This is a genomic window from Conchiformibius kuhniae DSM 17694, from assembly GCF_000428785.1.
Taxonomy (GTDB): Bacteria; Pseudomonadota; Gammaproteobacteria; order Burkholderiales; family Neisseriaceae; genus Conchiformibius; species Conchiformibius kuhniae.
In genome coordinates this window covers 124366-143315 of sequence record NZ_AUAP01000001.1, presented here as the reverse complement: position 1 = coordinate 143315, position 18950 = coordinate 124366, and the positions used below count along the sequence as shown (strand labels likewise).

Annotated in this window: 20 protein-coding genes; 17 read left to right on the top strand and 3 right to left on the bottom strand. The window is 59.1% G+C overall.

Annotated elements, in window-relative coordinates:
- Positions 1–4 precede the first annotated feature (4 nt).
- Together G392_RS11690 and purF are read left to right on the top strand one after the other, a co-directional pair.
- Positions 5–574, top strand: a complete 570-nt coding sequence (locus G392_RS11690; protein ID WP_051255497.1) for a CvpA family protein — start codon at positions 5–7, stop codon at positions 572–574.
- A gap of 27 nt (positions 575–601) precedes the next feature.
- Positions 602–2065, top strand: coding sequence for an amidophosphoribosyltransferase (gene purF, locus G392_RS11685; protein WP_034334184.1), 1464 nt, complete (start codon positions 602–604; stop codon positions 2063–2065).
- Between the two features lie 245 nt (positions 2066–2310).
- On the opposite strand, the gene ubiB is transcribed toward purF, so the two are convergent.
- Entirely contained in the window at positions 2311–3822 is a 1512-nt protein-coding gene (ubiB, locus tag G392_RS0100730) for a ubiquinone biosynthesis regulatory protein kinase UbiB (protein ID WP_027008673.1), read from the bottom strand.
- A 185-nt stretch (positions 3823–4007) separates the two neighbouring features.
- Here ubiB and G392_RS0100725 point away from each other — a divergent pair, with 185 nt between their 5' ends.
- From G392_RS0100725 to G392_RS0100665, 12 genes are all read left to right on the top strand, one after another.
- Complete coding sequence (locus tag G392_RS0100725) at positions 4008–4943, top strand: Dyp-type peroxidase (RefSeq protein WP_027008672.1); 936 nt, start codon at positions 4008–4010, stop codon at positions 4941–4943.
- 187 nt (positions 4944–5130) lie between these two features.
- The gene (locus tag G392_RS0100720; RefSeq protein WP_027008671.1) at positions 5131–5637 is read left to right on the top strand and encodes a GAF domain-containing protein; all 507 of its coding nucleotides are present in this window, start codon (positions 5131–5133) and stop codon (positions 5635–5637) included.
- Between the two features lie 33 nt (positions 5638–5670).
- A complete protein-coding gene (locus G392_RS0100715; protein ID WP_027008670.1) occupies positions 5671–6402 on the top strand; it encodes a pyridoxine 5'-phosphate synthase in 732 nt (243 codons plus the stop codon).
- A gap of 176 nt (positions 6403–6578) precedes the next feature.
- Positions 6579–6977 (top strand): holo-ACP synthase, encoded by a 399-nt coding sequence (acpS, locus tag G392_RS0100705; protein WP_027008669.1) that lies wholly within the window; start codon positions 6579–6581, stop codon positions 6975–6977.
- Between the two features lie 33 nt (positions 6978–7010).
- Positions 7011–7757, top strand: coding sequence for a 23S rRNA (guanosine(2251)-2'-O)-methyltransferase RlmB (rlmB, locus tag G392_RS0100700; RefSeq protein WP_027008668.1), 747 nt, complete (start codon positions 7011–7013; stop codon positions 7755–7757).
- Positions 7747–8505 carry a formylglycine-generating enzyme family protein gene (locus tag G392_RS0100695; RefSeq protein WP_027008667.1) on the top strand — a complete coding sequence of 253 codons (759 nt, stop codon included), beginning with the start codon at positions 7747–7749 and terminating at the stop codon, positions 8503–8505. The genes rlmB and G392_RS0100695 overlap by 11 nt, the downstream gene beginning before the upstream one ends.
- A 4-nt stretch (positions 8506–8509) precedes the next feature.
- Entirely contained in the window at positions 8510–10204 is a 1695-nt protein-coding gene (gene recD / locus G392_RS0100690) for an exodeoxyribonuclease V subunit alpha (RefSeq protein WP_245571895.1), read from the top strand.
- Between the two features lie 462 nt (positions 10205–10666).
- The gene (gene metW / locus G392_RS0100685; protein WP_027008665.1) at positions 10667–11248 is read left to right on the top strand and encodes a methionine biosynthesis protein MetW; all 582 of its coding nucleotides are present in this window, start codon (positions 10667–10669) and stop codon (positions 11246–11248) included.
- Between the two features lie 185 nt (positions 11249–11433).
- Complete coding sequence (locus G392_RS0100680) at positions 11434–12198, top strand: TatD family hydrolase (RefSeq protein ID WP_027008664.1); 765 nt, start codon at positions 11434–11436, stop codon at positions 12196–12198.
- 391 nt (positions 12199–12589) lie between these two features.
- Positions 12590–13120, top strand: coding sequence for an inorganic diphosphatase (locus G392_RS0100675; RefSeq protein ID WP_027008663.1), 531 nt, complete (start codon positions 12590–12592; stop codon positions 13118–13120).
- Positions 13121–13262: 142 nt separating this feature from the next.
- Positions 13263–13895, top strand: coding sequence for a transglycosylase SLT domain-containing protein (locus G392_RS0100670; RefSeq protein WP_034334104.1), 633 nt, complete (start codon positions 13263–13265; stop codon positions 13893–13895).
- A 28-nt stretch (positions 13896–13923) separates the two neighbouring features.
- On the top strand, positions 13924–14418 hold the full coding sequence (locus tag G392_RS0100665) for an Lrp/AsnC family transcriptional regulator (protein WP_027008661.1): 495 nt from the start codon (positions 13924–13926) through the stop codon (positions 14416–14418).
- Positions 14419–14534: 116 nt separating this feature from the next.
- Here the strand turns inward: G392_RS0100665 and truB are convergent, their stop codons facing one another.
- Positions 14535–15446 carry a tRNA pseudouridine(55) synthase TruB gene (gene truB, locus G392_RS0100660; protein ID WP_027008660.1) on the bottom strand — a complete coding sequence of 304 codons (912 nt, stop codon included), beginning with the start codon at positions 15444–15446 and terminating at the stop codon, positions 14535–14537.
- A gap of 183 nt (positions 15447–15629) precedes the next feature.
- Here truB and G392_RS0100650 point away from each other — a divergent pair, with 183 nt between their 5' ends.
- The 3 genes from G392_RS0100650 to G392_RS11680 all read left to right on the top strand — a co-directional run bounded on the left by G392_RS0100650 (position 15630) and on the right by G392_RS11680 (position 18607).
- A complete protein-coding gene (locus G392_RS0100650) occupies positions 15630–17336 on the top strand; it encodes a biotin--[acetyl-CoA-carboxylase] ligase (protein WP_027008659.1) in 1707 nt (568 codons plus the stop codon).
- Positions 17333–17965 (top strand): hypothetical protein, encoded by a 633-nt coding sequence (locus G392_RS0100645; protein WP_027008658.1) that lies wholly within the window; start codon positions 17333–17335, stop codon positions 17963–17965. The genes G392_RS0100650 and G392_RS0100645 overlap by 4 nt, the downstream gene beginning before the upstream one ends.
- A gap of 165 nt (positions 17966–18130) precedes the next feature.
- Positions 18131–18607, top strand: coding sequence for a DUF4112 domain-containing protein (locus G392_RS11680; protein WP_034334181.1), 477 nt, complete (start codon positions 18131–18133; stop codon positions 18605–18607).
- 78 nt (positions 18608–18685) lie between these two features.
- Here G392_RS11680 and G392_RS13455 read toward each other — a convergent pair whose 3' ends face one another.
- The gene (locus G392_RS13455; protein ID WP_156900744.1) at positions 18686–18862 is read right to left on the bottom strand and encodes a transferrin-binding protein-like solute binding protein; all 177 of its coding nucleotides are present in this window, start codon (positions 18860–18862) and stop codon (positions 18686–18688) included.
- Between the last annotated feature and the right edge of the window lie 88 nt (positions 18863–18950).

Here is an 18950-nt window from a genome sequence, read left to right as displayed (position 1 = left end):
CACCATGTTTACCCTGTTCGACATGCTCGCCGTCGGCACGATTATCGTTTGCCTGATGATTTCCACATCACGCGGACTCGTTTCCGAACTGTTTGACTTTTTCGGCTGGATTGTCTCGCTGCTGGTGGCGCGGATGAGCGCGGCAACCGTTGCCGACAGCATTCTGACCATGATGCAGCCGCGCCAAATGGCGGTGATGTGCGCCTTTGTGCTGGTGTTCATCACCGTGCGCCTGTTTCAGCACTTTTTGCGTTTCGCCCTCAACTCCGCCATCAGCAAAGCCAAACTCACCAACATCAACCGCATGCTCGGCGGCGTACTGGGCACGCTCAAAGGCACATTGTTCGTGTGCTTGGCGGTGCTGATGTGCTCGTTCAGCAAACTGCCCCAGTCGGACGACTGGCAAAACGCCGCCACTTCCGAATTTTTTGAAAATCTGGTCAAAGCGGGCGTACCCGTACTGCCCGACGTCTTTGCCGACCAAGTCCACTTCCCCGCCCGCGAACTGCCCGACCTGCCCGACCCCGCGCCGCGCAGCCGCCGCGCCCCGCCGGTGGACAAGCTCACCCCCTGATTCACAACCCTTTGGAGTTTTACCCCTATGTGTGGCGTATTCGGATTAGTAGCACACGAACCCGTCAATCAACTGCTCTACGACGGTCTGCAAATGTTGCAGCATCGCGGTCAAGACGCCGCCGGCATCGTAACCGCCGAAGGCAACCGCTTCCACATGCACAAAGGCAAAGGCATGGTGCGCGAAGTGTTCCGCACCCGCAATATGCGCGACCTCATCGGCAACGCCGGCATCGCCCACGTGCGCTACCCCACCGCCGGCAATGCCAAAAGCAGCGCCGAAGCCCAACCGTTTTACGTCAGCTCCCCCTTCGGCATCGTACTGGCGCACAACGGCAACCTCACCAACACCGCCGAACTGTACGACACCGTTTACCGCGAATACCTGCGCCACGTCAATACCCAATCCGACTCGGAAGTGCTGCTCAACGTATTTGCCCACGAACTGCGCCACACCGTTTCCCGCAGCAGCACCCCCTTCCACCTGAGCATCGACCACATTTTTGACGCCGTTGCCCAAGTACACAAACGCGTGCGCGGCGCCTACGCCGTGGTTGCCCTGATTGCCGGCTACGGCATGCTCGCCTTCCGCGACCCCAACGGCATCCGTCCGCTCACACTGGGCAAAGCCGAACAAAACGGACAAACCGCCTACGCCGTTGCCTCCGAAAACGTCGTGTTCAACAGCCTGTCGTTCGACTTGGTGCGCGACATCGCCCCCGGCGAAGCCGTGTTCATCACCTTTGACGGACAACTGCACAGCCGCCACTGCGCCGAAACCGCCCGCCTGATGCCCTGCCTGTTCGAATACGTCTATTTCGCCCGCCCCGATGCCGTGATTGACGGCGTGTCCGTGTATCAGGCACGCGCCAACATGGGCATTGCCCTTGCCGACACCGTCAAACACCGCATCAATCCGGACGAAATCGACGTGGTGATGCCCATTCCCGACACCAGCCGCCCCGTTGCCATGGAGCTGGCGCACCACTTGGGCAAACCCTACCGCGAAGGGCTGATTAAAAACCGCTACATCGGGCGCACCTTCATCATGCCCGGACAGGCCACGCGCAAAAAATCGGTGCGCCAAAAGCTCAACCCGATTCCCAGCGAATTTCAAAACAAAAACGTGCTGTTGGTTGATGATTCCATCGTGCGCGGCACGACCAGCCGCGAGATTGTCGAAATGGTACGCGCATCGGGCGCAAACAAAATCTTTTTCGCTTCCGCCGCGCCCGAAGTGCGTTATCCTAACGTGTACGGCATCGACATGCCCACCCGCGCCGAATTGATTGCCAACGGGCGCAGCGCAGACGAAATCGCCCGCGAAATCAGCGCCGATGCCTGCGTGTTTCAAAATTTGGACGATTTGGAACGGGTGGTGCGCGACTTGAATCCCGCGATTGAAGGTTTTGATAATTCCTGCTTTAGCGGCTGCTACCTGACCGGCGACATTGACGACCGGTATTTGCTGGCACTCGCCAACAGCCGTTGAAACACCAGGGCGCGTCATCAATTAAACTTTTCTGCTATAAATCAGTACAATACAAAAACGCCGTCATTCCCGCGAATGCGGAAATCCATTGCGCGATGTTTGGAACGCGATGTTTTATCAAGGTTTGTCGTGCTTCGATTTGGATTCCCGCCTACGCGGGAATGACGGTGCAGCAGAGGTTTTTCGGTAAATTGATGACACGCCCTACGCCGTCATGTCTGTGCGTTCGGACATGACGGCGTGTTTTATTTGAATATCAACATCATCAGCAAAATCAGTGCCATCGCGCACAAAATCCAATTTTGCTTCTGCTGGCTGCGAATCAGGGCAAGATAGGCTTGGCGCATTTCCTGCTGCCGCGCTTCGTCCACCAGCGCGTTCAGCTTGCGCGGCAGGGCGGGCAGAATGTCCGCCCAATCCGCCGATTCGTGTTTCAGATTGCGCCAAAACGCGCGCGGCCCGATTTGTTCGTCCATCCATTTGACCAAAAACGGTTTGGCGGTGTCCCACAAATCCAGTTGCGGGTCGAGCTGCCGTCCCAAGCCCTCAATATTCAACAAGGTTTTTTGCAGCAGCACCAGTTGCGGCTGGATTTCCACATTAAAACGGCGGCTGGTTTCAAACAGGCGCATCAGCACCAATCCGAAAGAAATTTCCGCCAAAGGTTTGTTGAAAAAAGGTTCGCACACGGCACGCACCGCCGCTTCCAAGTCTTCGGCGCGGGTGTCGGGCGGCACCCAGCCGCTTTCAATGTGGGCGGTGGCGACACGGTGGTAATCGCGGTTGAAAAAGGCGAGAAAATTGATGGCGAGATAGCGTTTGTCGTAGTCGGTGAGGCTGCCGACAATGCCGAAATCCAAGGCGATGTAACGCCCGTCAGACGAAACCAAAATATTGCCGGGGTGCATGTCGGCATGAAAAAAACCGTGCCGGAACACTTGGGTAAAGAAAATCTCCACGCCGTAACGCGCCAGTTTGGACAAATCCGTGCCTTGTGCGGTGAGTGCGGCAATGTCGGACACGGGAATGCCGTCCATCCATTCCATCGTTAAAACATCGCGGCTGCACAGGTCAAAATAAACTTTGGGGACAATCAGTTGCTCGCTGCCTGAAAAGTTGCGCCGCAGTTGGCTGGCGTTGGCGGCTTCGCGCAGCAAGTCCAGTTCGTCATGCAGGTGTTTGTCAAATTCGGCAACGACTTCGCGCGGTTTCAGGCGTTTGCCGTCCGCAAACAGGCGTTCCAGCCAGCCGGCGGCAAAGCGCATCAGTGCCAAATCCTGTTCAATCACGGGAGTGAGATTCGGGCGCAGCACTTTGACGGCAACGGTTTCGCCCGAGTGCAGCACGGCACGGTGCACCTGCGCCACCGATGCGGCGGACACGGGCTGCGGGTCAAATTCGGCATACAGTTGCGCCAACGGTTTGCCCAGCGAGGTTTCAATCTGCCGCCGCGCCAAATCCGCATCAAACGGCGGCACGCGGTCTTGCAGTTTCGCCAGTTCGCGGGCGTAGTCGGGTGGCAGCAGGTCGGGGCGGGTGGACAGCACTTGTCCGAGCTTCACGAAAATCGGCCCCAAACTTTCCAATGCCAAACGCAGGCGCACGGGCGCGGTTTCGGCGGCGTATTCGGACGATTGCGGCAGGCGGGCGAGCAGTCGGCGCATGGTACGGTGGCGCACCCCCGCACCGGCAAGCGGCATCAGCGCATAACGGTACACGGTTTTGCCGATGACGGCGGCACGGGCGAGTGATTTCATCATTTGCTTTCGGTGGAAAACGGCGCAAGTCCCGCCCCATCGGGGCGGAAACGGCGATTATATCGCCAATGCGGGCAAGACGGCAAAACGGTTTCCCACCGCTTTTGCACCGCCGTTTCCCCCTGCTTGTTGAAATTTGCTAAAATTCCCGCCTGTCCGACCATCTTGAATTTGGGAACACCACCATGAACCACACCCCGCAAACCGCCATCATTCCCGACCACTGCACCGCCGGCATCTTCATCGAAGCCGACATCGTCCGCCCCCAAGCCGTGCAAACCGCCGTCCGCACCGCCCTAAACGCCCTTAAACGCCTGCAAAACCAATTTCCCGACAACCGCTTGGGCATGAGCATCGGCTTTGGTGCGGATTTTTGGCACAGCCTGAACCGCCCCGCCGAAGGCGCGGAATTGAAAAACTTCACCCCCTTGGGCAACGGTCTTGCCCCCGCCACCCAACACGACCTGCTCATCCACATTCAATCGCTCAACCACGACAACAACTACACCCTTGCCCAAGCCGTACTCGACGCCTTCGGCGATGCCCTTGTCGTCCGCAGCGAAGAACACGGCTTCCGCCGCCACCAAGAGCGCGGCTTGGACGGCTTCATCGACGGCACGGAAAACCCGCAGGAAACAGACGACATCCGCACGGTCGGCGTGATTGGCGGCGACGCCCCCGATGCCGGCGGCAGCTACGCCGTTGTGCAAAAATACCGCCACGACCTGCACCAATGGAACGGCTTCGATTTGGCACAGCAAGAAGAAGCCGTCGGGCGCAGCAAAGCAGACGACATCGAATTTGAAGGCGAACAGCTTCACCCCGAAGCCCACATCGCCCGCGTCAATCTCAAAGAAAACGGCGTCGGGCTGAAAATCGTCCGCCGCAGCCTGCCCTTCGGCAAAGTTTCGGGCGAACACGGGCTGATGTTCATCGCCTACTGCGCCCGTTTGCACAACATCGAACAGCAACTGTTGAGCATGTTCGGCGACAGCGCCGACCAACGCACCGACCTGCTGCTGCACCGCCTCACCCGTGCCGTATCGGGCGCGTACTACTTCGTGCCATCGGTCGAACGTCTGCACAACCTGCAAAACCAAAGCACATCATCAACTGACTGAAAAACCACTGCGCCGTCATTCCCGCTCAGGCGGGAATCCAAGTCGAAGCACGAGAGACCTTGATAAAATATGGCTTGCAGGTCATCAAACAGTGGATTCCCGCCTGCGCGGGAATGACGGCGCATTTCCATATTGCACTGATTTTCAGCAGAAAACTTAAATAATCACGCCATCGAAGGAAACCCCGATGCACGAACCCCCATGTTTAGCCGCCGACATGCCCAAAGCGCAGCGCTATGCCGAACTGTTGCCGCAAATCGCCGCCATGCTCGACCCCGAACCGGCGCTGCTGAACGCCGCTTTGGGCAACGTCTGCGCCATGCTCAAAGAATCGTTTGATTGGCTGTGGGTTGGATTTTACCTGTGCAATCAGGCACAAACCGAATTACTGCTCGCGCCGTTTCAAGGCCCGCCCGCCTGTACCCGCATCGCCAAAGGGCGCGGCGTGTGCGGACAGGCATGGTCGCTCGGGCAAACCGTGTTGGTGGACGACGTTGCCGCCCACCCCGACCACATCGCCTGTTCGTCCCGCGCACGCTCGGAAATCGTCGTGCCTGTGCGCCACCGCAACGGGCAGATTGCCGGCGTGCTGGACGTGGATTCGGAACAGCTTGCCGCCTTCGACCGCACCGATGCGCTGTGGCTGGAACGCCTGTGCGCCCTGATTGGCGAACGCACCGCCCTGCCCTTGTAAACAATATTGCCCTAAAATCAAAGGAACACCACCATGCTGCTCGGCGTGAACATCGACCACATCGCCACCGTCCGCAATGCACGCGGCACGACCTATCCCAGCCCGCTTGAAGCCGCGCTCACCGCCGAAACGCACGGCGCGGATTTGATTACCCTGCACCTGCGCGAAGACCGCCGCCATATTCGTGATGCCGATGTTTTTGCGCTGAAAAACGCCATCAAAACGCGCATGAATTTGGAAATGGCGATGACCCCGGAAATGTTGGACAACGCCTTGAACGTTGCGCCCGAAGACGTGTGCCTTGTGCCCGAACGGCGCGAGGAACTGACCACCGAAGGTGGTTTGGACGTGTTGTCTTTGCAAGAAAAAACCGCGTATTACGTTGCCAAGCTGCATGAGGCGGGCATTCGCGTTTCCCTGTTTGTCGCCGCCGACCACGCGCAAATCCAAGCCGCCCACGATGTCGGCGCACGGGTGATTGAAATCCATACCGGCACGTACGCCGATGCGCCCGACCGCAAGCAGCAGCAGGCGGAACTGGCGCGTATCCGCGAAGCCGCCGCTTTCGCCCACAGCTTGGGCATGACCGTGAACGCGGGACACGGGCTGACGATTCACAATGTTGCGCCGGTTGCCCGCATCGCCGATATTGTCGAGCTGAACATCGGGCATTGGCTGGTGGCGCAGGCTTTGTTTGTCGGGCTGCCTGAAGCCGTCCGCCAGATGAAGGAGGCGATGTTCCGCGCCCGCCAAACGGCTTATTAACGTGTGCCGTTATTGAAAATCAAATGCCGTCATTCCCGCGCAGGCGGGAATCCATTGCCCGATGCGCGGCAAGTGTGTTTCATCAATATTTGTTTGAATGTGTTTTGGATTCCCGCCTGCGCGGGAATGACGGTGCAGTTGCAGCCCGATAACTTTTTTATTCAGGAGAAAAAACCATGATTTACGGAATCGGCAACGACATTCTCGCCGTCAGGCGCGTGGAAAAACTGTACAAAAAATACGGCGAAGCCCTGCCGCGCCGCATTTTGAGCCGCATCGAATCGCTGGAATTTGCCGACAAATTCTCGCCGAAAAACCGCGATGATGCCGTGCGCTTTCTCGCCAAACGCTTCGCCGCCAAAGAAGCCTTTGCCAAAGCGGTCGGCACGGGTTTGCGCGAGCCGGTGAATTTCCACAATATCAGCATCGGGCATAACGATTTGGGCAAGCCTGAATTTCTCTGCGCAGATGAATTAAAACAATGGCTTGCCGATAAAAACATTGCCAAAGTGCATTTGAGCTTGAGCGATGAGGAACGCTATGTGAGCGCGTTTGCCGTTGCCGAAGTTGCCTGAAAAAATTTCTCCATTCAATCATTTTATTCCGTCATGTCCAACCAACGCCTGATTTACGGCTTCCACGCCGTCAATGCCCGCCTGTGGCAAAACCCGAAATCCATTATGGAACTTTATGTTTTAGAAGGAAAACAAGATGCGCGTACCCGCGAGGTGCTGGAAAAAGCCGCCGCCGAAAACGTGCGTTTGCATTTTGCCGATGCCGACCGTCTGAACACGCTGTGCAAAGGGGCGCGGCATCAGGGCGTGGCAGGGTTTGTAGACGCGTCCAAAAACCACGTTCATTTGGAAGACGTGTTGGACAATCTGCGCGAACCGCCGCTTTTGCTGGTGTTGGACGGCATCACCGACCCGCACAATCTGGGCGCGTGTTTGCGTACCGCCGATGCGATGGGCGTGCATGCCGTGATTGCGCCGAAAGACAAAAGCGCGGGCTTGAACGCCACCGTCAGCAAGGTGGCGTGCGGCGCGGCGGAAAGCGTGCCGTATATTACCGTAACCAATTTGGTGCGGACGCTGCGCGAGTTGAAAGAATACGGCATTTGGATTGTCGGTGCGGACGTGGGCGGCGAAGCGGATTTGTTCGGCTACGGCATTCCGCACAGCGTGGCGTGGGTGATGGGCAGCGAGGGCGCGGGCATGCGCCGTCTTACGCGCGAACATTGCGATGCGCTGGTGTCGATTCCGATGTTCGGCACGGTGCAGAGTTTGAATATTTCCGTGAGCGCGGGCATGGTGTTGGCGGAAACGCGGCGACAACGGGGCGGCAATGGCGGGTAAACGGCTGCTGGGGCTGTGGGCGTGCGGCGTGTCCGCCGCCGCGTTTGCCGCGCCGATGGTGTCCTTGCCGGCGGCGCGGGTGTCGTCGCCGTATGTGGCGGCAAAAACGCAAACGGTGCGGGTGGCGGCGTTCCGTTTGGACAAGTATCCCGTTACCAATGCCGAATTTGCCGCGTTCGTGCGCCGACACCCGCAGTGGCAGCGCGGGCGTGCCGATGCGCGTCAAGCCGATGCGGAACGTTATTTGCGCCATTGGCGCGGCGGTGCGCCGGCGCGTGCCGATGCCGACAAACCGGTTACGCAGGTATCGTGGTTCGCCGCCCATGCTTATTGCCAAGCGCAGGGCAAACGTTTGCCGACCACCGCCGAATGGGAATACGCCGCGCGCGCTTCCGCCACCGCCAAAAACGGCACGCGCCAAGCGGCGTACCGCCGTTTGTTTGCCGATTGGTATCACGCGGGCGAACAACGGGTGTTGCGCCCCGTGGGGCAGGGGCGTGCCAATGCGTGGGGGATTCACGACCTGCACGGCTTGATTTGGGAGTGGACGGAAGATTTTAACAACGCGCTGCTGATTGCCGATGCGAGCGGACATCGCGGCGGCGATTTTTGCGGCGTGCCGGCTGCCGCGCTGGCGGATTCTACCGACTACGGCGCGTTGATGCGCCATCATTTGCGAACGCGTTTGCAAGCCTATTCTTCCCTGCCCGCCTTGGGTTTCCGTTGTGCCGCCGCCGCCAAACCATAACATCATGATGACGCCCGATTCCGACCCGCACGCCCCCGCCACCCATCTGCTCGACCTGTTCCGCCGCCACGCCCCCGAAGCGGCGGCAACGGTTGCCCCCCTGCTGCCGCGCCTGTTGCACGCTTTGGCAGACGGTCATGCCTTTGTGTGGCTGTCGGCAGCCGAACGCGAAGCCGCCGCCTCTGCCGCGCCTTTGGTCGGACACAACGGCGCATCGCCTTTGGTTTTGCAGGGGCGCAAATTGTTTTTGGCGCGACAATGGCAGCTCGAACGCGACTTAGCAAACGAAATCAACCGTTTGTCCACACCCATTCGGGCAGACGAACGCCCCGCCGATGCGCTTGCCGCCGCCAAACTGCAACAGTGGTTTGACGGCGAACATGCCCGCGACCAGCAAGCGGCGGCGGCACTGACCCTGTGCCAACGCTTTGTTTTGATTGGCGGCGGGCCCGGCACGGGCAAAACCACCACCATCGCCAAATTGCTCGCGCTGCTGTGCGCCGAAGCCACGCGCCGTCCGTCCGTTGCCCTTGCCGCGCCCACCGGCAAAGCGGCGGCGCGGATGTCGCAAGCCCTGCACCGCGCCATTGACGGCATCACCGGCTTGGACGCCGACACCGCCGCCTTCCTGCGCGGACTGGAAAGCCAAACCATTCACCGCCTGCTGCGGCTGCGCCCACCGCACATGACCCCGTTCCACCACGCCCGCAACCGTTTGGCAGTGGACATCTTGGTGGCAGACGAAGCCTCGATGATAGACAACCACCTGTTTTGGCAACTGCTGTGCGCCCTGCCCGACCATTGCCGCGTGATTCTGCTGGGCGACAGCCAACAGCTTCCCCCCGTTGGCGCGGGCGCGGTGCTGAACGTGCTGGCCGCCGACACCGACCCACCCGACCCCGACACTGCCCGCACCCTGCACGCCCTGCTGCCCGCAGCTTGGCGGGAAAACGTCCTGTTCGCCCGCCACGCCCGACTGCACATCAGCCACCGTTTCGGCAGCGACAGCGCCATCGGCTGCTTGGCGCGGGCAAGCGCATCGGGCGACGCCGATACCGCATGGCAACAGTTTGCGCGTTTCCCCAACCACTTGCAGCAACGGCACGGCACGCCCGCACAACAGGCAGAAGCGTTTTACCGCGCCCAACACGCCTATTGGCAAGCGGTGGACGCGGGCGACATCGGCGCCGCATTTGCCCGCCACACCGATACCGTCGTGCTGGCCGCCCGCCGCCGCGATGCCGCCGCCTTCAACCAAGCCTGCCTCGACCTGCTGCGCCGGCACGGACGCCGCCCCTCCGAATGGTTTGCCGGACAAATCCTGCTGATTACCCGCAACGACCCCGCCACCGCCCTCGCCAACGGCGACATCGGGCTGGTGCTGCCCCACGAAAACGGACTGGCGGCATGGTTTGCCGGCGCACACGGACTGCGCCGCCTGCCGCTCAACCGCCTGCCCGCCCACGAAACCGCCTTCGCCATCACCGTCCACAAAAGTCAAGGCTCGGAATACCGCGACGTTTGGCTGCTGCCCGCAGACGGCGACGACTTCACCCGCGCCCTGCTTTACACCGCCATCACCCGCGCCACCACCGCCTTTTCCTACTGGGGCAGCGAAGAAAGCTTCCGCCGCGCCCTTGCCCGCGCCCACCCGCGCCGCAGCAATTTGGGCAGCTACCTGCACCCCGACCCCGCCTAGCGTGTGTCATCATTTAAATTATTTCATTGAAAATCAACGGAATATAAACGCTGTCGTCATTCCCGCGAATGCGGGAATCCACTGCCCGATGTTTGGCAAGTGATGTTTTATCAAGGCTTGTCGTGCTTTGACTTGGATTCCCGCATTCGCGGGAATGACGGTGCAGAGATTTTTCGGTCAATTGATGACACGCCCTAGCGTGTGTCATCATTTAAATTTTAAACTTAACAATCAGTTTAATATAAAAAAACACCGTCATTCCCGCGAATGCGGGAATCCACGCCCGATGCTTGGCAAACGACGTTTTATCAAAGTTTGTCGTGCTTCAATGTGGCTTCCCGCCTGCGCGGGCACGACGGCGCAGTGTGTGTTCGGTTAATTGACGACACGCCCGAAAACCACAAAAATTTGGCAAACGCGCAAATTTATTCAACAATACGCGCTTTTGCCCCCATGCCCATCATGACCCTGCGCGACGACTTACAACTGATTTACGACTGGATTCCCGAACACAGCCACGTTTTGGACTTGGGCTGCGGCAAAGGCGAGCTGCTGTCCGCGCTCACACGGCACAAACACTGCACCGGCTACGGCGTGGAAATTGATGCCGACAGCGTGCAAGCCGCCATCGAGCGCGGCGTAAACGTCATTCAAGCGGATTTGGAACGCGGCTTGGGCGCGTTTGCCGACCAAAGTTTTGACGTATTGGTGCTGAGCCAAACCCTGCAAGCCATGCACAACACCCAAGCCATCTTGCGCGAACTCACCCGCATCGCCAAGCAAGCCGTTGTCAGCTTTCCCAATTTTGGCTATTGGCACAACCGCTTGCAAATCCTGCTGGGCGGGCGCATGCCCGTGAGCGAGCGCATGCCGCACCATTGGTACGACACGCCGAACATTCATCTTTGCACCCTGCACGACTTTGAACGCCTGTGCGCCCGCAACAACGTCCGTATTTTGGAACGCGCGGTGATGCGCGGCGGCAAGCGCGTCAATCGTTTGCCTAATTTATTGGGCAGTTTGGCGTTTTACCGTGTCGGTTAGGGCGTATCATCATTCAATTTTTTATATTGAAAATCAGTTAAATATAAACAGCACCGTCATGCCCGCGCATGCGGGAATCCACGACACGATGACCTGCGGACAATGTTTTATCAAAGTTTGTTTGAATGTGTTTTGGCTTCCCGCCTGCGCGGGAATGACGGTTTTAAAAATGTTTCAACACCATGATGACACCGCACACCCCCCGTTTTACCGACAGCCATTGCCACCTTGCGGAAGACGACTTGTTTTTCAGGCTGCCTGAAATCCTTGCCGAAGCCAAACGCGCGGGCGTGTGCCGTTTTGCCGTGCCTGCCGTCCGCCGCCGCGACTGGGACAGAGTGTGCCAACTGGCGCGGCTGCCCGAAACCGCGCTTGCCGCACTGGGCTTGCACCCTTGGTTTGTCCACGCGCCCGATGATTTGGCGGATTTGGACGATTATTTGCGCCGCGAACCTGCGCTGTGGGTCGGCGAAACCGGCTTGGATTTCCACCGCGCCGCCACCGCCGCCGAGCGCGACACGCAAACGCAACTGTTTGCCGCACAACTGGATTTGGCACAACAACACCGCCGCCCGATTATCCTGCACCAAGTCCGCGCCGCCGAAGCCGTGTTCCGCCAAATCCGGCGTACGGGCTTTACGCAGGGCGGCATTGCCCACGCCTTTTCAGGCAGCTTGGAAACCGAACAAATCTTGCTGAAACAAGGCTTTAAAATCGGCATCGGCATGCTGCTGCTCAATCCGAACGCCAAAAAACTGCACCGCACCGCCGCCGCGCTGCCGCCGTCCGCGCTGCTGCTGGAAACCGACAGCCCGTTTATGCTGCACGGGCAAATCAACACCCCCGCCAATGTGCGCCGTGTGGCGGAAGCGTTGGCGCGGCTGCGCGGCTGCACATTGGCGGAAATCGCCGCACAAACCGAAGCCAATTTCAACGAAATCAGCACATAATGGCACAAACCGAAAGCACGGCATGATGCCGAAGGTGTGTCATCAATTAAACTTTTCTCCTGTAAATCAAAATAATACAAAAACGCCGTCATTCCCGCGCAGGTGGGAAGCCACTGGCTGATGCTTGGCAAGCCATGTTTTATCAAGGTTTGTCGTGCTTCAATGTGGATTCCCGCCGGCGCGGGAATGACGGTGCAGCGTTTTTTCGGCTAATTGACGACACGCCATAGGGCGTGTTGGACGAAGTGCGGCGACACCTTAAAAAACCAACATCAAAACAAACCCCTGACTAAATCCCCTGCCCGCCGCCACCCGCCCCGCCGCCAAAAGATTGGCGCGGCTACGGAAACATCGTAAAATGGCTGTTTTTGTTGCAACAAAGGAACAACACATGGCAGATTTCAATCAAATTCTTGACGCGGGCGACGTGGACGGCGGCGTGATTAACGTGGTGGTGGAAATCCCGCAAGGCTCCAACCACAAAATCGAGTGGAACCGCAAACTGGCGGTGATGCAGCTCGACCGCGTCGAACCGCAGCTTTTCGCCAAGCCCACCAACTACGGCTTTATCCCGCAAACACTGGACGAAGACGGCGACGAGCTGGACGCGCTCATCATCACCGACACGCCCCTGCCCACCGGCATTTTTTTGGAAGCGCGGATTATCGGCGTGATGAAATTTGTCGATGACGGCGAAGTGGACGACAAAATCGTGGTCGTGCCCGCCGATGACCGCCACACGGGCAACGCCGTGCAAACGCTGGACGACCTGCCGCCGCAGCTTATCAAACAAATCGAATTTCACTTCAACCACTACAAAGACCTGAAAAAAGCCGGCACCACCCAAGTAACGCACTGGGGCAACATTGACGAAGCCAAAGCCGTGATTCGCGAATCGCAAACCCGTTGGCAGCAACGCTGATTGCACCGCCGCACGCCCGCGCTTCAACGCGCAGGGCGGCACATCAAGCGCAGCCCTGATTCGGACAGGGTTGCGCCCCGACCGGATACCGGCCGGTTTTATTGCCGTAAACAGCGCGCTTTCACACCCAAAAGGAATTTTGATGAAGTTTTTTCCCGATTTGTCGCGCCGCCGCTTCTTGGCGGGCGGTGCGGCACTGCTTGCGCCCGCACTGCTGCCGGCGGGCGCACAGCGCGAAGAAACCCTGTCGGACGACGTTGCCAGCGTCATGCGCGGCTCGGTCGAGCATGCCAGCCCGCCGCGCTTGGTGTTTCCCCGCGCCGTTGATGCCCAACGCTGGCTCAACGACATGTCCGCACGCTTGGCACGCTTTCCGCCTGCGGGCGAATGGGAACGGCGGCGCATGCTCACCATGATTCAATACGAAGCCACCCGCGCCGATTTGGACGTACAACTGATTTTGGGACTGATTGAAGTGGAAAGCAATTTCCGCCAATACGCCGTCAGCAACGTGGGCGCGAAAGGGCTGATGCAAGTGATGCCGTTTTGGCAAAAATACATCGGCACCAAAGACCACAACCTGTTCGACATGCGCACCAACCTGCGCTACGGCTGCACCATCTTGCGCCACTACAACAACTTGGAAAACGGCAACATGCGCCGCGCCCTGGCCCGCTACAACGGCAGCTTGGGCAGCGACAAATACCCCAACGCCGTGATTGGCGCATGGAAAAACAACTGGCAATGGTCGCCGCAACGCGACACGGGCGTATAAACCCCCTTTAAGGTTAAGGAACACACCGATGGCACACATCACTTTAGACAAAACCGATTTGAAAATCCTGCAAGTGTTGCAGGAAAACGGGCGTTTGAGCAATGTGGAATTGTCCGACCGCGTCGCGCTTTCGCCCTCACCGTGTTTGCGCCGCCTCAAGCAGCTTGAAGAATCGGGGATTATCCGCCGTTATGCCGCATTGCTCTCGCCCGTGCGTTTGGATTTGGGCTTGCAGGTGTTTATCCGCGTTGCCATCAACAAAGCGCCCGAAGCGCGGGAAACGTTTGCCCGTGCCGTGCAAGGCTGGCAGCAGGTGTTGAGCTGCTACGCGCTGACGGGCGAAACGGATTATCTGCTGCACGCGTTTTTTACCGACATGGCGGCGTTTTCGCATTTTGTGCTGGACGTGCTGCTGTCGCACACCTGCGTGGCAGATGCGCGTTCGAGCTTCGTGCTGAAGGAAATCAAAAACACCACCGCGCTGCCTTTGGCGCATTTGCAACCCAACCATTCGGGCGCATAGGGCGCGTCATCATTTAAATTCTTACATTGAAAATCAAAGCAGTGTAAAAACTGCCGTCATTCCCGCGAATGCAGGAATGACGGCACAGGTTTTTTTCGGTTAATTGGCGGCACGCCCTATCCGTTGGCAGACATCAGCCGCACGGCTTTCAGGCAGCCGCGTTCGGGCGCATATGCAGCCAAGCCGACAAACCGCCCCGCCGTATCATACGTCCGCAAAGGCGTGTGCGGCGGGGCTGCGCCCGTCCATACCGCCAAACGCCCGCAACGCAAATCGTCTGCCGCCGTGTCGTCCACATCAATGCGCGGCAGGTGCGCCACCAAAGCATCGCAGGGCAGCAGCAACGCATCACGCGCCGTTTCGTCCAAAGCGGCGAGCGCGTCCAAAGTGTACGCCTGACGGACGGAAAAACCGGCGGTAGCGGTGCGGCGCAGCGCGGTGAGATAGGCGAAAGTGTCCGTTTGTTTCGCCAAATCTTCCGCCAGCGTGCGGATATACGTTCCCTTGCCGCAATGCACGCCAATCACGGCATCGGGCGGGGAAAATTCTTGAATATCAATTTGGTAAATCTCAATTTCCCGCGCTTTGCGTTCAATCACGATGCCTTGCCGGGCGTATTCGTAAAGCGGTTTGCCCTGATGTTTGAGCGCGGAAAACATCGGCGGCACTTGGCGGATACGCCCCGTCAGCGCGGCGCAGGCTGCTTGAAATTCGGCGCGGTCAATATTGCTGCGGGCGGTGGCGACGATTTCGCCTTCGGCATCGCCGGTTGCCGTTGCCGCACCGAAACGCAGGGCGGCGGTGTAGGCTTTGTCGGCGTCCAGCAGGTATTGGGCGAATTTGGCGGCTTCGCCGAAACAGACGGGCAGCAGCCCGCTTGCCAAAGGGTCAAGCACGCCGGTATGCCCCGCTTTTTCGGCGCGGTAGAGCCAACGGGCGCGTTGCAGGGCGGCGTTGCTGCTGATGCCCACAGGCTTGTCCAGCAGCAGCACGCCGTTGATGCGGCGTTTGGGCGGTTTGGGATTCATCGTGTTCCTTTCCGGTTTGAAACCCCGCCGCGTACGCAAAAAACATGCTGCGCGGTTTCCAAAAATGTGTATTGTTGAACAAATCGGCGCGTTTGCCAAACATAGCTGCACACGCACCGCGCCCGAATGCGCCAAAATCGGTTAAAATAAGGGGTTTCAGATTTTTTGCTATTGTTGTATCCCATGCCCCTGCATTCGCTTCTCACCATTCTTGCCGACAACCGGCCCCACCACATCACCGAGCTGGCGCACGCCACCCAACGCCAACCCCAACACCTCAACGCGCTGTGGCAGCAAACCCCGCCGCACATTCGCGGACTGCTGCGCCAAAAAGACGGCTTCTGGCAGTTGGTGCGCCCGCTCGCGCTGCTGCCCGAAGACCACAGCCACCCGCATTTCCGCTTGGACGTGCTGCGCGAAACCACCTCCAGCAACGACGTTTTGCTGGACGCGGTCAAACGCGGCGAAGCCGTCCACCGCCGCGTGGTGGTCGCCCACCACCAAACCGCCGGACGCGGACGGCAGGGGCGCGGCTGGGAAAGCCGTGCGGGCGAATGCCTGATGTTCAGCATCGGCTACACCTTCGGACGCGAACGGGCGGAATTGGGCGCGTTGGCATTGGTAACGGCGTTGGCGTGCCGCGATGCTTTGGTGTCGCTGGGCTGCCCTGTGCAAATCAAATGGCCGAACGATTTGGTGTCGGGCTTGGACAAGCTGGGCGGCATTTTGATTGAAACCGTGCGCCGCGATGAACAAATCCACGCCGTTATCGGCATCGGCATCAATTTCGTGCTGCCGAAAACGGTGGAACACGCCGCTTCCGTGCAGTCGGTGTGCGCCGCCAAAATCCTGCCCGCCCAGCTTTTGGACGCGGTGTTGAACCGCCTGCACCAAAGTCTGCCGCAGTTTGACGGACACGGTTTCGCCCCCTTTCAGGCAGCCTACCAAACCGCGCACCGCGACCAAGGACGCGAAGTCGCCATTCTGCACGAAGGCGAAATCCGCCACGAAGGGCGTGTACTCGGCGTGGCGGCGGACGGCACGCTGCAACTGCTTACCGAACAGGGCGAAATCAGCGTGGCAAGCGGCGAAACCAGCCTGCGCCTGCCCGAACAGCTTGAAAACGGCGATGCGCCCGCGCCCGTGCGTTATCTGCTGCTGGACGGCGGCAACAGCCGCCTGAAATGGGCGTGGGTGGAAAACGGCCACATCACCGCCACCAACCAAGCCCCCTATCGCAATTTGGACGCGCTCAACCAAGAATGGCTGCAATACGGCGGCGGCATCGAGCGCGTGGTGGGCGCGGCGGTGTGCGGCACGGCGAAACAGGCAATGGTGGCGGCGCAACTGCCGCATGTACGCATCGAATGGCTCGGCTCGATGAAACGCGGCTTGGGCATCTACAACCACTACCAAAGCCCGCTTGAACACGGTGCCGACAGATGGTTCAACATACTCGGCAGCCGCCGCTTCAGCAGCAACGCCTGCGTGGTGGTCAGCTGCGGCACGGCGGTAACGGTGGACGCGCTCACCGCCGACAACCACTATCTCGGCGGCACGATTATGCCCGGCTTCCACCTGATGAAAGAATCGCTCGCCCTGAAAACCGCCAACCTCAACCGCGCCCCCGGCAAACTGTTTCCTTTTCCCACCACCACCGCCAACGCGCTGGCGGGCGGCATGATGGACGCAGTGTGCGGCTCGCTGATGCTGATGCACAGCCGTTTGCAGGCGCGTTGCGGCGGCGAAGCGGTAGATGTCATCATCACCGGCGGCGGCGCAGCCAAAGTCGCCCGCGCCCTGCCCGAACAATTTACTTTAGACAACAGCGTTAAAATTGTAGATAATTTAGTGGTTTTCGGACTTCTCAACTGGATTGGACAAGCATGAGACACCTGTTCTATATTTTGGTAATGCTCAACATCATCGTTTTTGCCGCCATCATCGGCAACAAAGTATTCAAGCAATACCTGCCCGAACCCGCACCACAGCAAAGCGCCGCCCCACAACAACCCGTTGTCGTATCGCCCCCGCAAATCATCATCAACACCGGCGATTTGCAAAACGCCAGCGCCGTCCGCGCCATCACCGGCAACGGCAACAGCACACACGTCCAGCCGCAGGGCAAACGCCAAACCGCCGCCCAAGCCCAACAAAGTGGCAAAAATACCACACGCGCCCAAGCCGACAAACCCGCCAAAACCGCCGTCCGCAACATCAGCATACAAGGAAGCGGCAGCGAACCGGTCGAACGCTTGGGCACGCCCCGCGTCCAATACAAAGCCTGCTCCGCCCGCGTGAGCATTCCCGAAGACGACTACCACCGCATCAAAGGGCTGCTGCGCAAATACCCGCACGCCGCCAGCCGCCAAGTGGTACAAGGCGGCGGTGAAGGCGAAGGACAAAGCTCCGCCCGCATGAACGTATTGTTCATGTCGGTAAACGACCAAGAAGCCGGCGCAATTCAAGGCGTGGTCGGACGCTACGGACAACTCAGCCGCACCCCCTGCAACCACTAGGGCGTATCCTCATTGAACCGATAAAACACCGTACCGTCATTCCCGCGCAGGCGGGAATCCAACAATAAACTCAAGCAAATCTTGATAAAACATCGCTTGCCAAGCATGGCACAGTGGATTCCCGCATTCGCGGAAATGACGGCATTCCCCTTTTTCAACCCAACCATGCCCCCACACCCCCGCCACCCCGAGCTTGCCCGCAGCCGCAGCTACCGCGCCTGCAAACACATCAGCCGCTATCTGGACGACTACCGTTTGGACGGCATCATCGGACTGTTTCCCGTTGTCGGCGACACGGTCGGGCAAAGCTTCAACCTTGCCTATCTCTACGTTGCCGCCGTCAAACTGCGCTCATGGCGGCTCACACTCGTGGTCTTGTGCAACGGACTGAAAGACACCGTTATCGGCATGATTCCGTTTGTCGGCGCCATTCTCGACTTTTTCTACAAAGACAACAAACGCAACCTTGCCCTGATAGACGGCTACGCGGCGGGCGACCCCGCCACCCTGCGCCACATCAACCGCCGCGCCCTGACTTCCGCCCTGCTCATCGTGCTGCTGCTGATTGCCGCGTATTGCTTGGCAAAACTGGCATGGGCAGCCAGCACCCACCTGTGGCACACCCTTGCCGCATGGTTTTGAAACCACGCAAAAATCCCCGAACCGAAGTTCGGGGATTGCTTGCGGGCGCATCATCACCACACGCCCGCAACATCAATGCTATTGTTGTTTGTTTGCGCCAAACGCGCCCAGAAAATCGCCTACGGTATTGGCATTGTCTTTGTTTTTGTAGAACACGCCCGCCAGTTCCGCCGCGTCCTTACCGAAAAACGCCCCGTCAATCACCTGCCCGCCCTGCTGCGAAAAATCAAAATCTGAAACTACATGTTGGCGCATTCGGGCGCAAATATAAAGTATTCGTTCGACAGATTTTGCCACGCTGCGGAAAGCGTGCCAAACAATGGTAAAATGCGCCGTTTCCGTT

What these genes read in the sequence shown, in the direction of transcription:
- G392_RS11690 (WP_051255497.1), top strand. Translation starts at nt 5, where the DNA reads ATGTTTACCCTGTTCGACATGCTCGCCGTCGGCACGATTATCGTTTGC.
- purF (WP_034334184.1), top strand. Translation starts at nt 602, where the DNA reads ATGTGTGGCGTATTCGGATTAGTAGCACACGAACCCGTCAATCAACTG.
- ubiB (WP_027008673.1), bottom strand. Translation starts at nt 3,822, where the DNA reads ATGAAATCACTCGCCCGTGCCGCCGTCATCGGCAAAACCGTGTACCGT.
- G392_RS0100725 (WP_027008672.1), top strand. Translation starts at nt 4,008, where the DNA reads ATGAACCACACCCCGCAAACCGCCATCATTCCCGACCACTGCACCGCC.
- G392_RS0100720 (WP_027008671.1), top strand. Translation starts at nt 5,131, where the DNA reads ATGCACGAACCCCCATGTTTAGCCGCCGACATGCCCAAAGCGCAGCGC.
- G392_RS0100715 (WP_027008670.1), top strand. Translation starts at nt 5,671, where the DNA reads ATGCTGCTCGGCGTGAACATCGACCACATCGCCACCGTCCGCAATGCA.
- acpS (WP_027008669.1), top strand. Translation starts at nt 6,579, where the DNA reads ATGATTTACGGAATCGGCAACGACATTCTCGCCGTCAGGCGCGTGGAA.
- rlmB (WP_027008668.1), top strand. Translation starts at nt 7,011, where the DNA reads ATGTCCAACCAACGCCTGATTTACGGCTTCCACGCCGTCAATGCCCGC.
- G392_RS0100695 (WP_027008667.1), top strand. Translation starts at nt 7,747, where the DNA reads ATGGCGGGTAAACGGCTGCTGGGGCTGTGGGCGTGCGGCGTGTCCGCC.
- recD (WP_245571895.1), top strand. Translation starts at nt 8,510, where the DNA reads ATGATGACGCCCGATTCCGACCCGCACGCCCCCGCCACCCATCTGCTC.
- metW (WP_027008665.1), top strand. Translation starts at nt 10,667, where the DNA reads ATGACCCTGCGCGACGACTTACAACTGATTTACGACTGGATTCCCGAA.
- G392_RS0100680 (WP_027008664.1), top strand. Translation starts at nt 11,434, where the DNA reads ATGACACCGCACACCCCCCGTTTTACCGACAGCCATTGCCACCTTGCG.
- G392_RS0100675 (WP_027008663.1), top strand. Translation starts at nt 12,590, where the DNA reads ATGGCAGATTTCAATCAAATTCTTGACGCGGGCGACGTGGACGGCGGC.
- G392_RS0100670 (WP_034334104.1), top strand. Translation starts at nt 13,263, where the DNA reads ATGAAGTTTTTTCCCGATTTGTCGCGCCGCCGCTTCTTGGCGGGCGGT.
- G392_RS0100665 (WP_027008661.1), top strand. Translation starts at nt 13,924, where the DNA reads ATGGCACACATCACTTTAGACAAAACCGATTTGAAAATCCTGCAAGTG.
- truB (WP_027008660.1), bottom strand. Translation starts at nt 15,446, where the DNA reads ATGAATCCCAAACCGCCCAAACGCCGCATCAACGGCGTGCTGCTGCTG.
- G392_RS0100650 (WP_027008659.1), top strand. Translation starts at nt 15,630, where the DNA reads ATGCCCCTGCATTCGCTTCTCACCATTCTTGCCGACAACCGGCCCCAC.
- G392_RS0100645 (WP_027008658.1), top strand. Translation starts at nt 17,333, where the DNA reads ATGAGACACCTGTTCTATATTTTGGTAATGCTCAACATCATCGTTTTT.
- G392_RS11680 (WP_034334181.1), top strand. Translation starts at nt 18,131, where the DNA reads ATGCCCCCACACCCCCGCCACCCCGAGCTTGCCCGCAGCCGCAGCTAC.
- G392_RS13455 (WP_156900744.1), bottom strand. Translation starts at nt 18,862, where the DNA reads ATGCGCCAACATGTAGTTTCAGATTTTGATTTTTCGCAGCAGGGCGGG.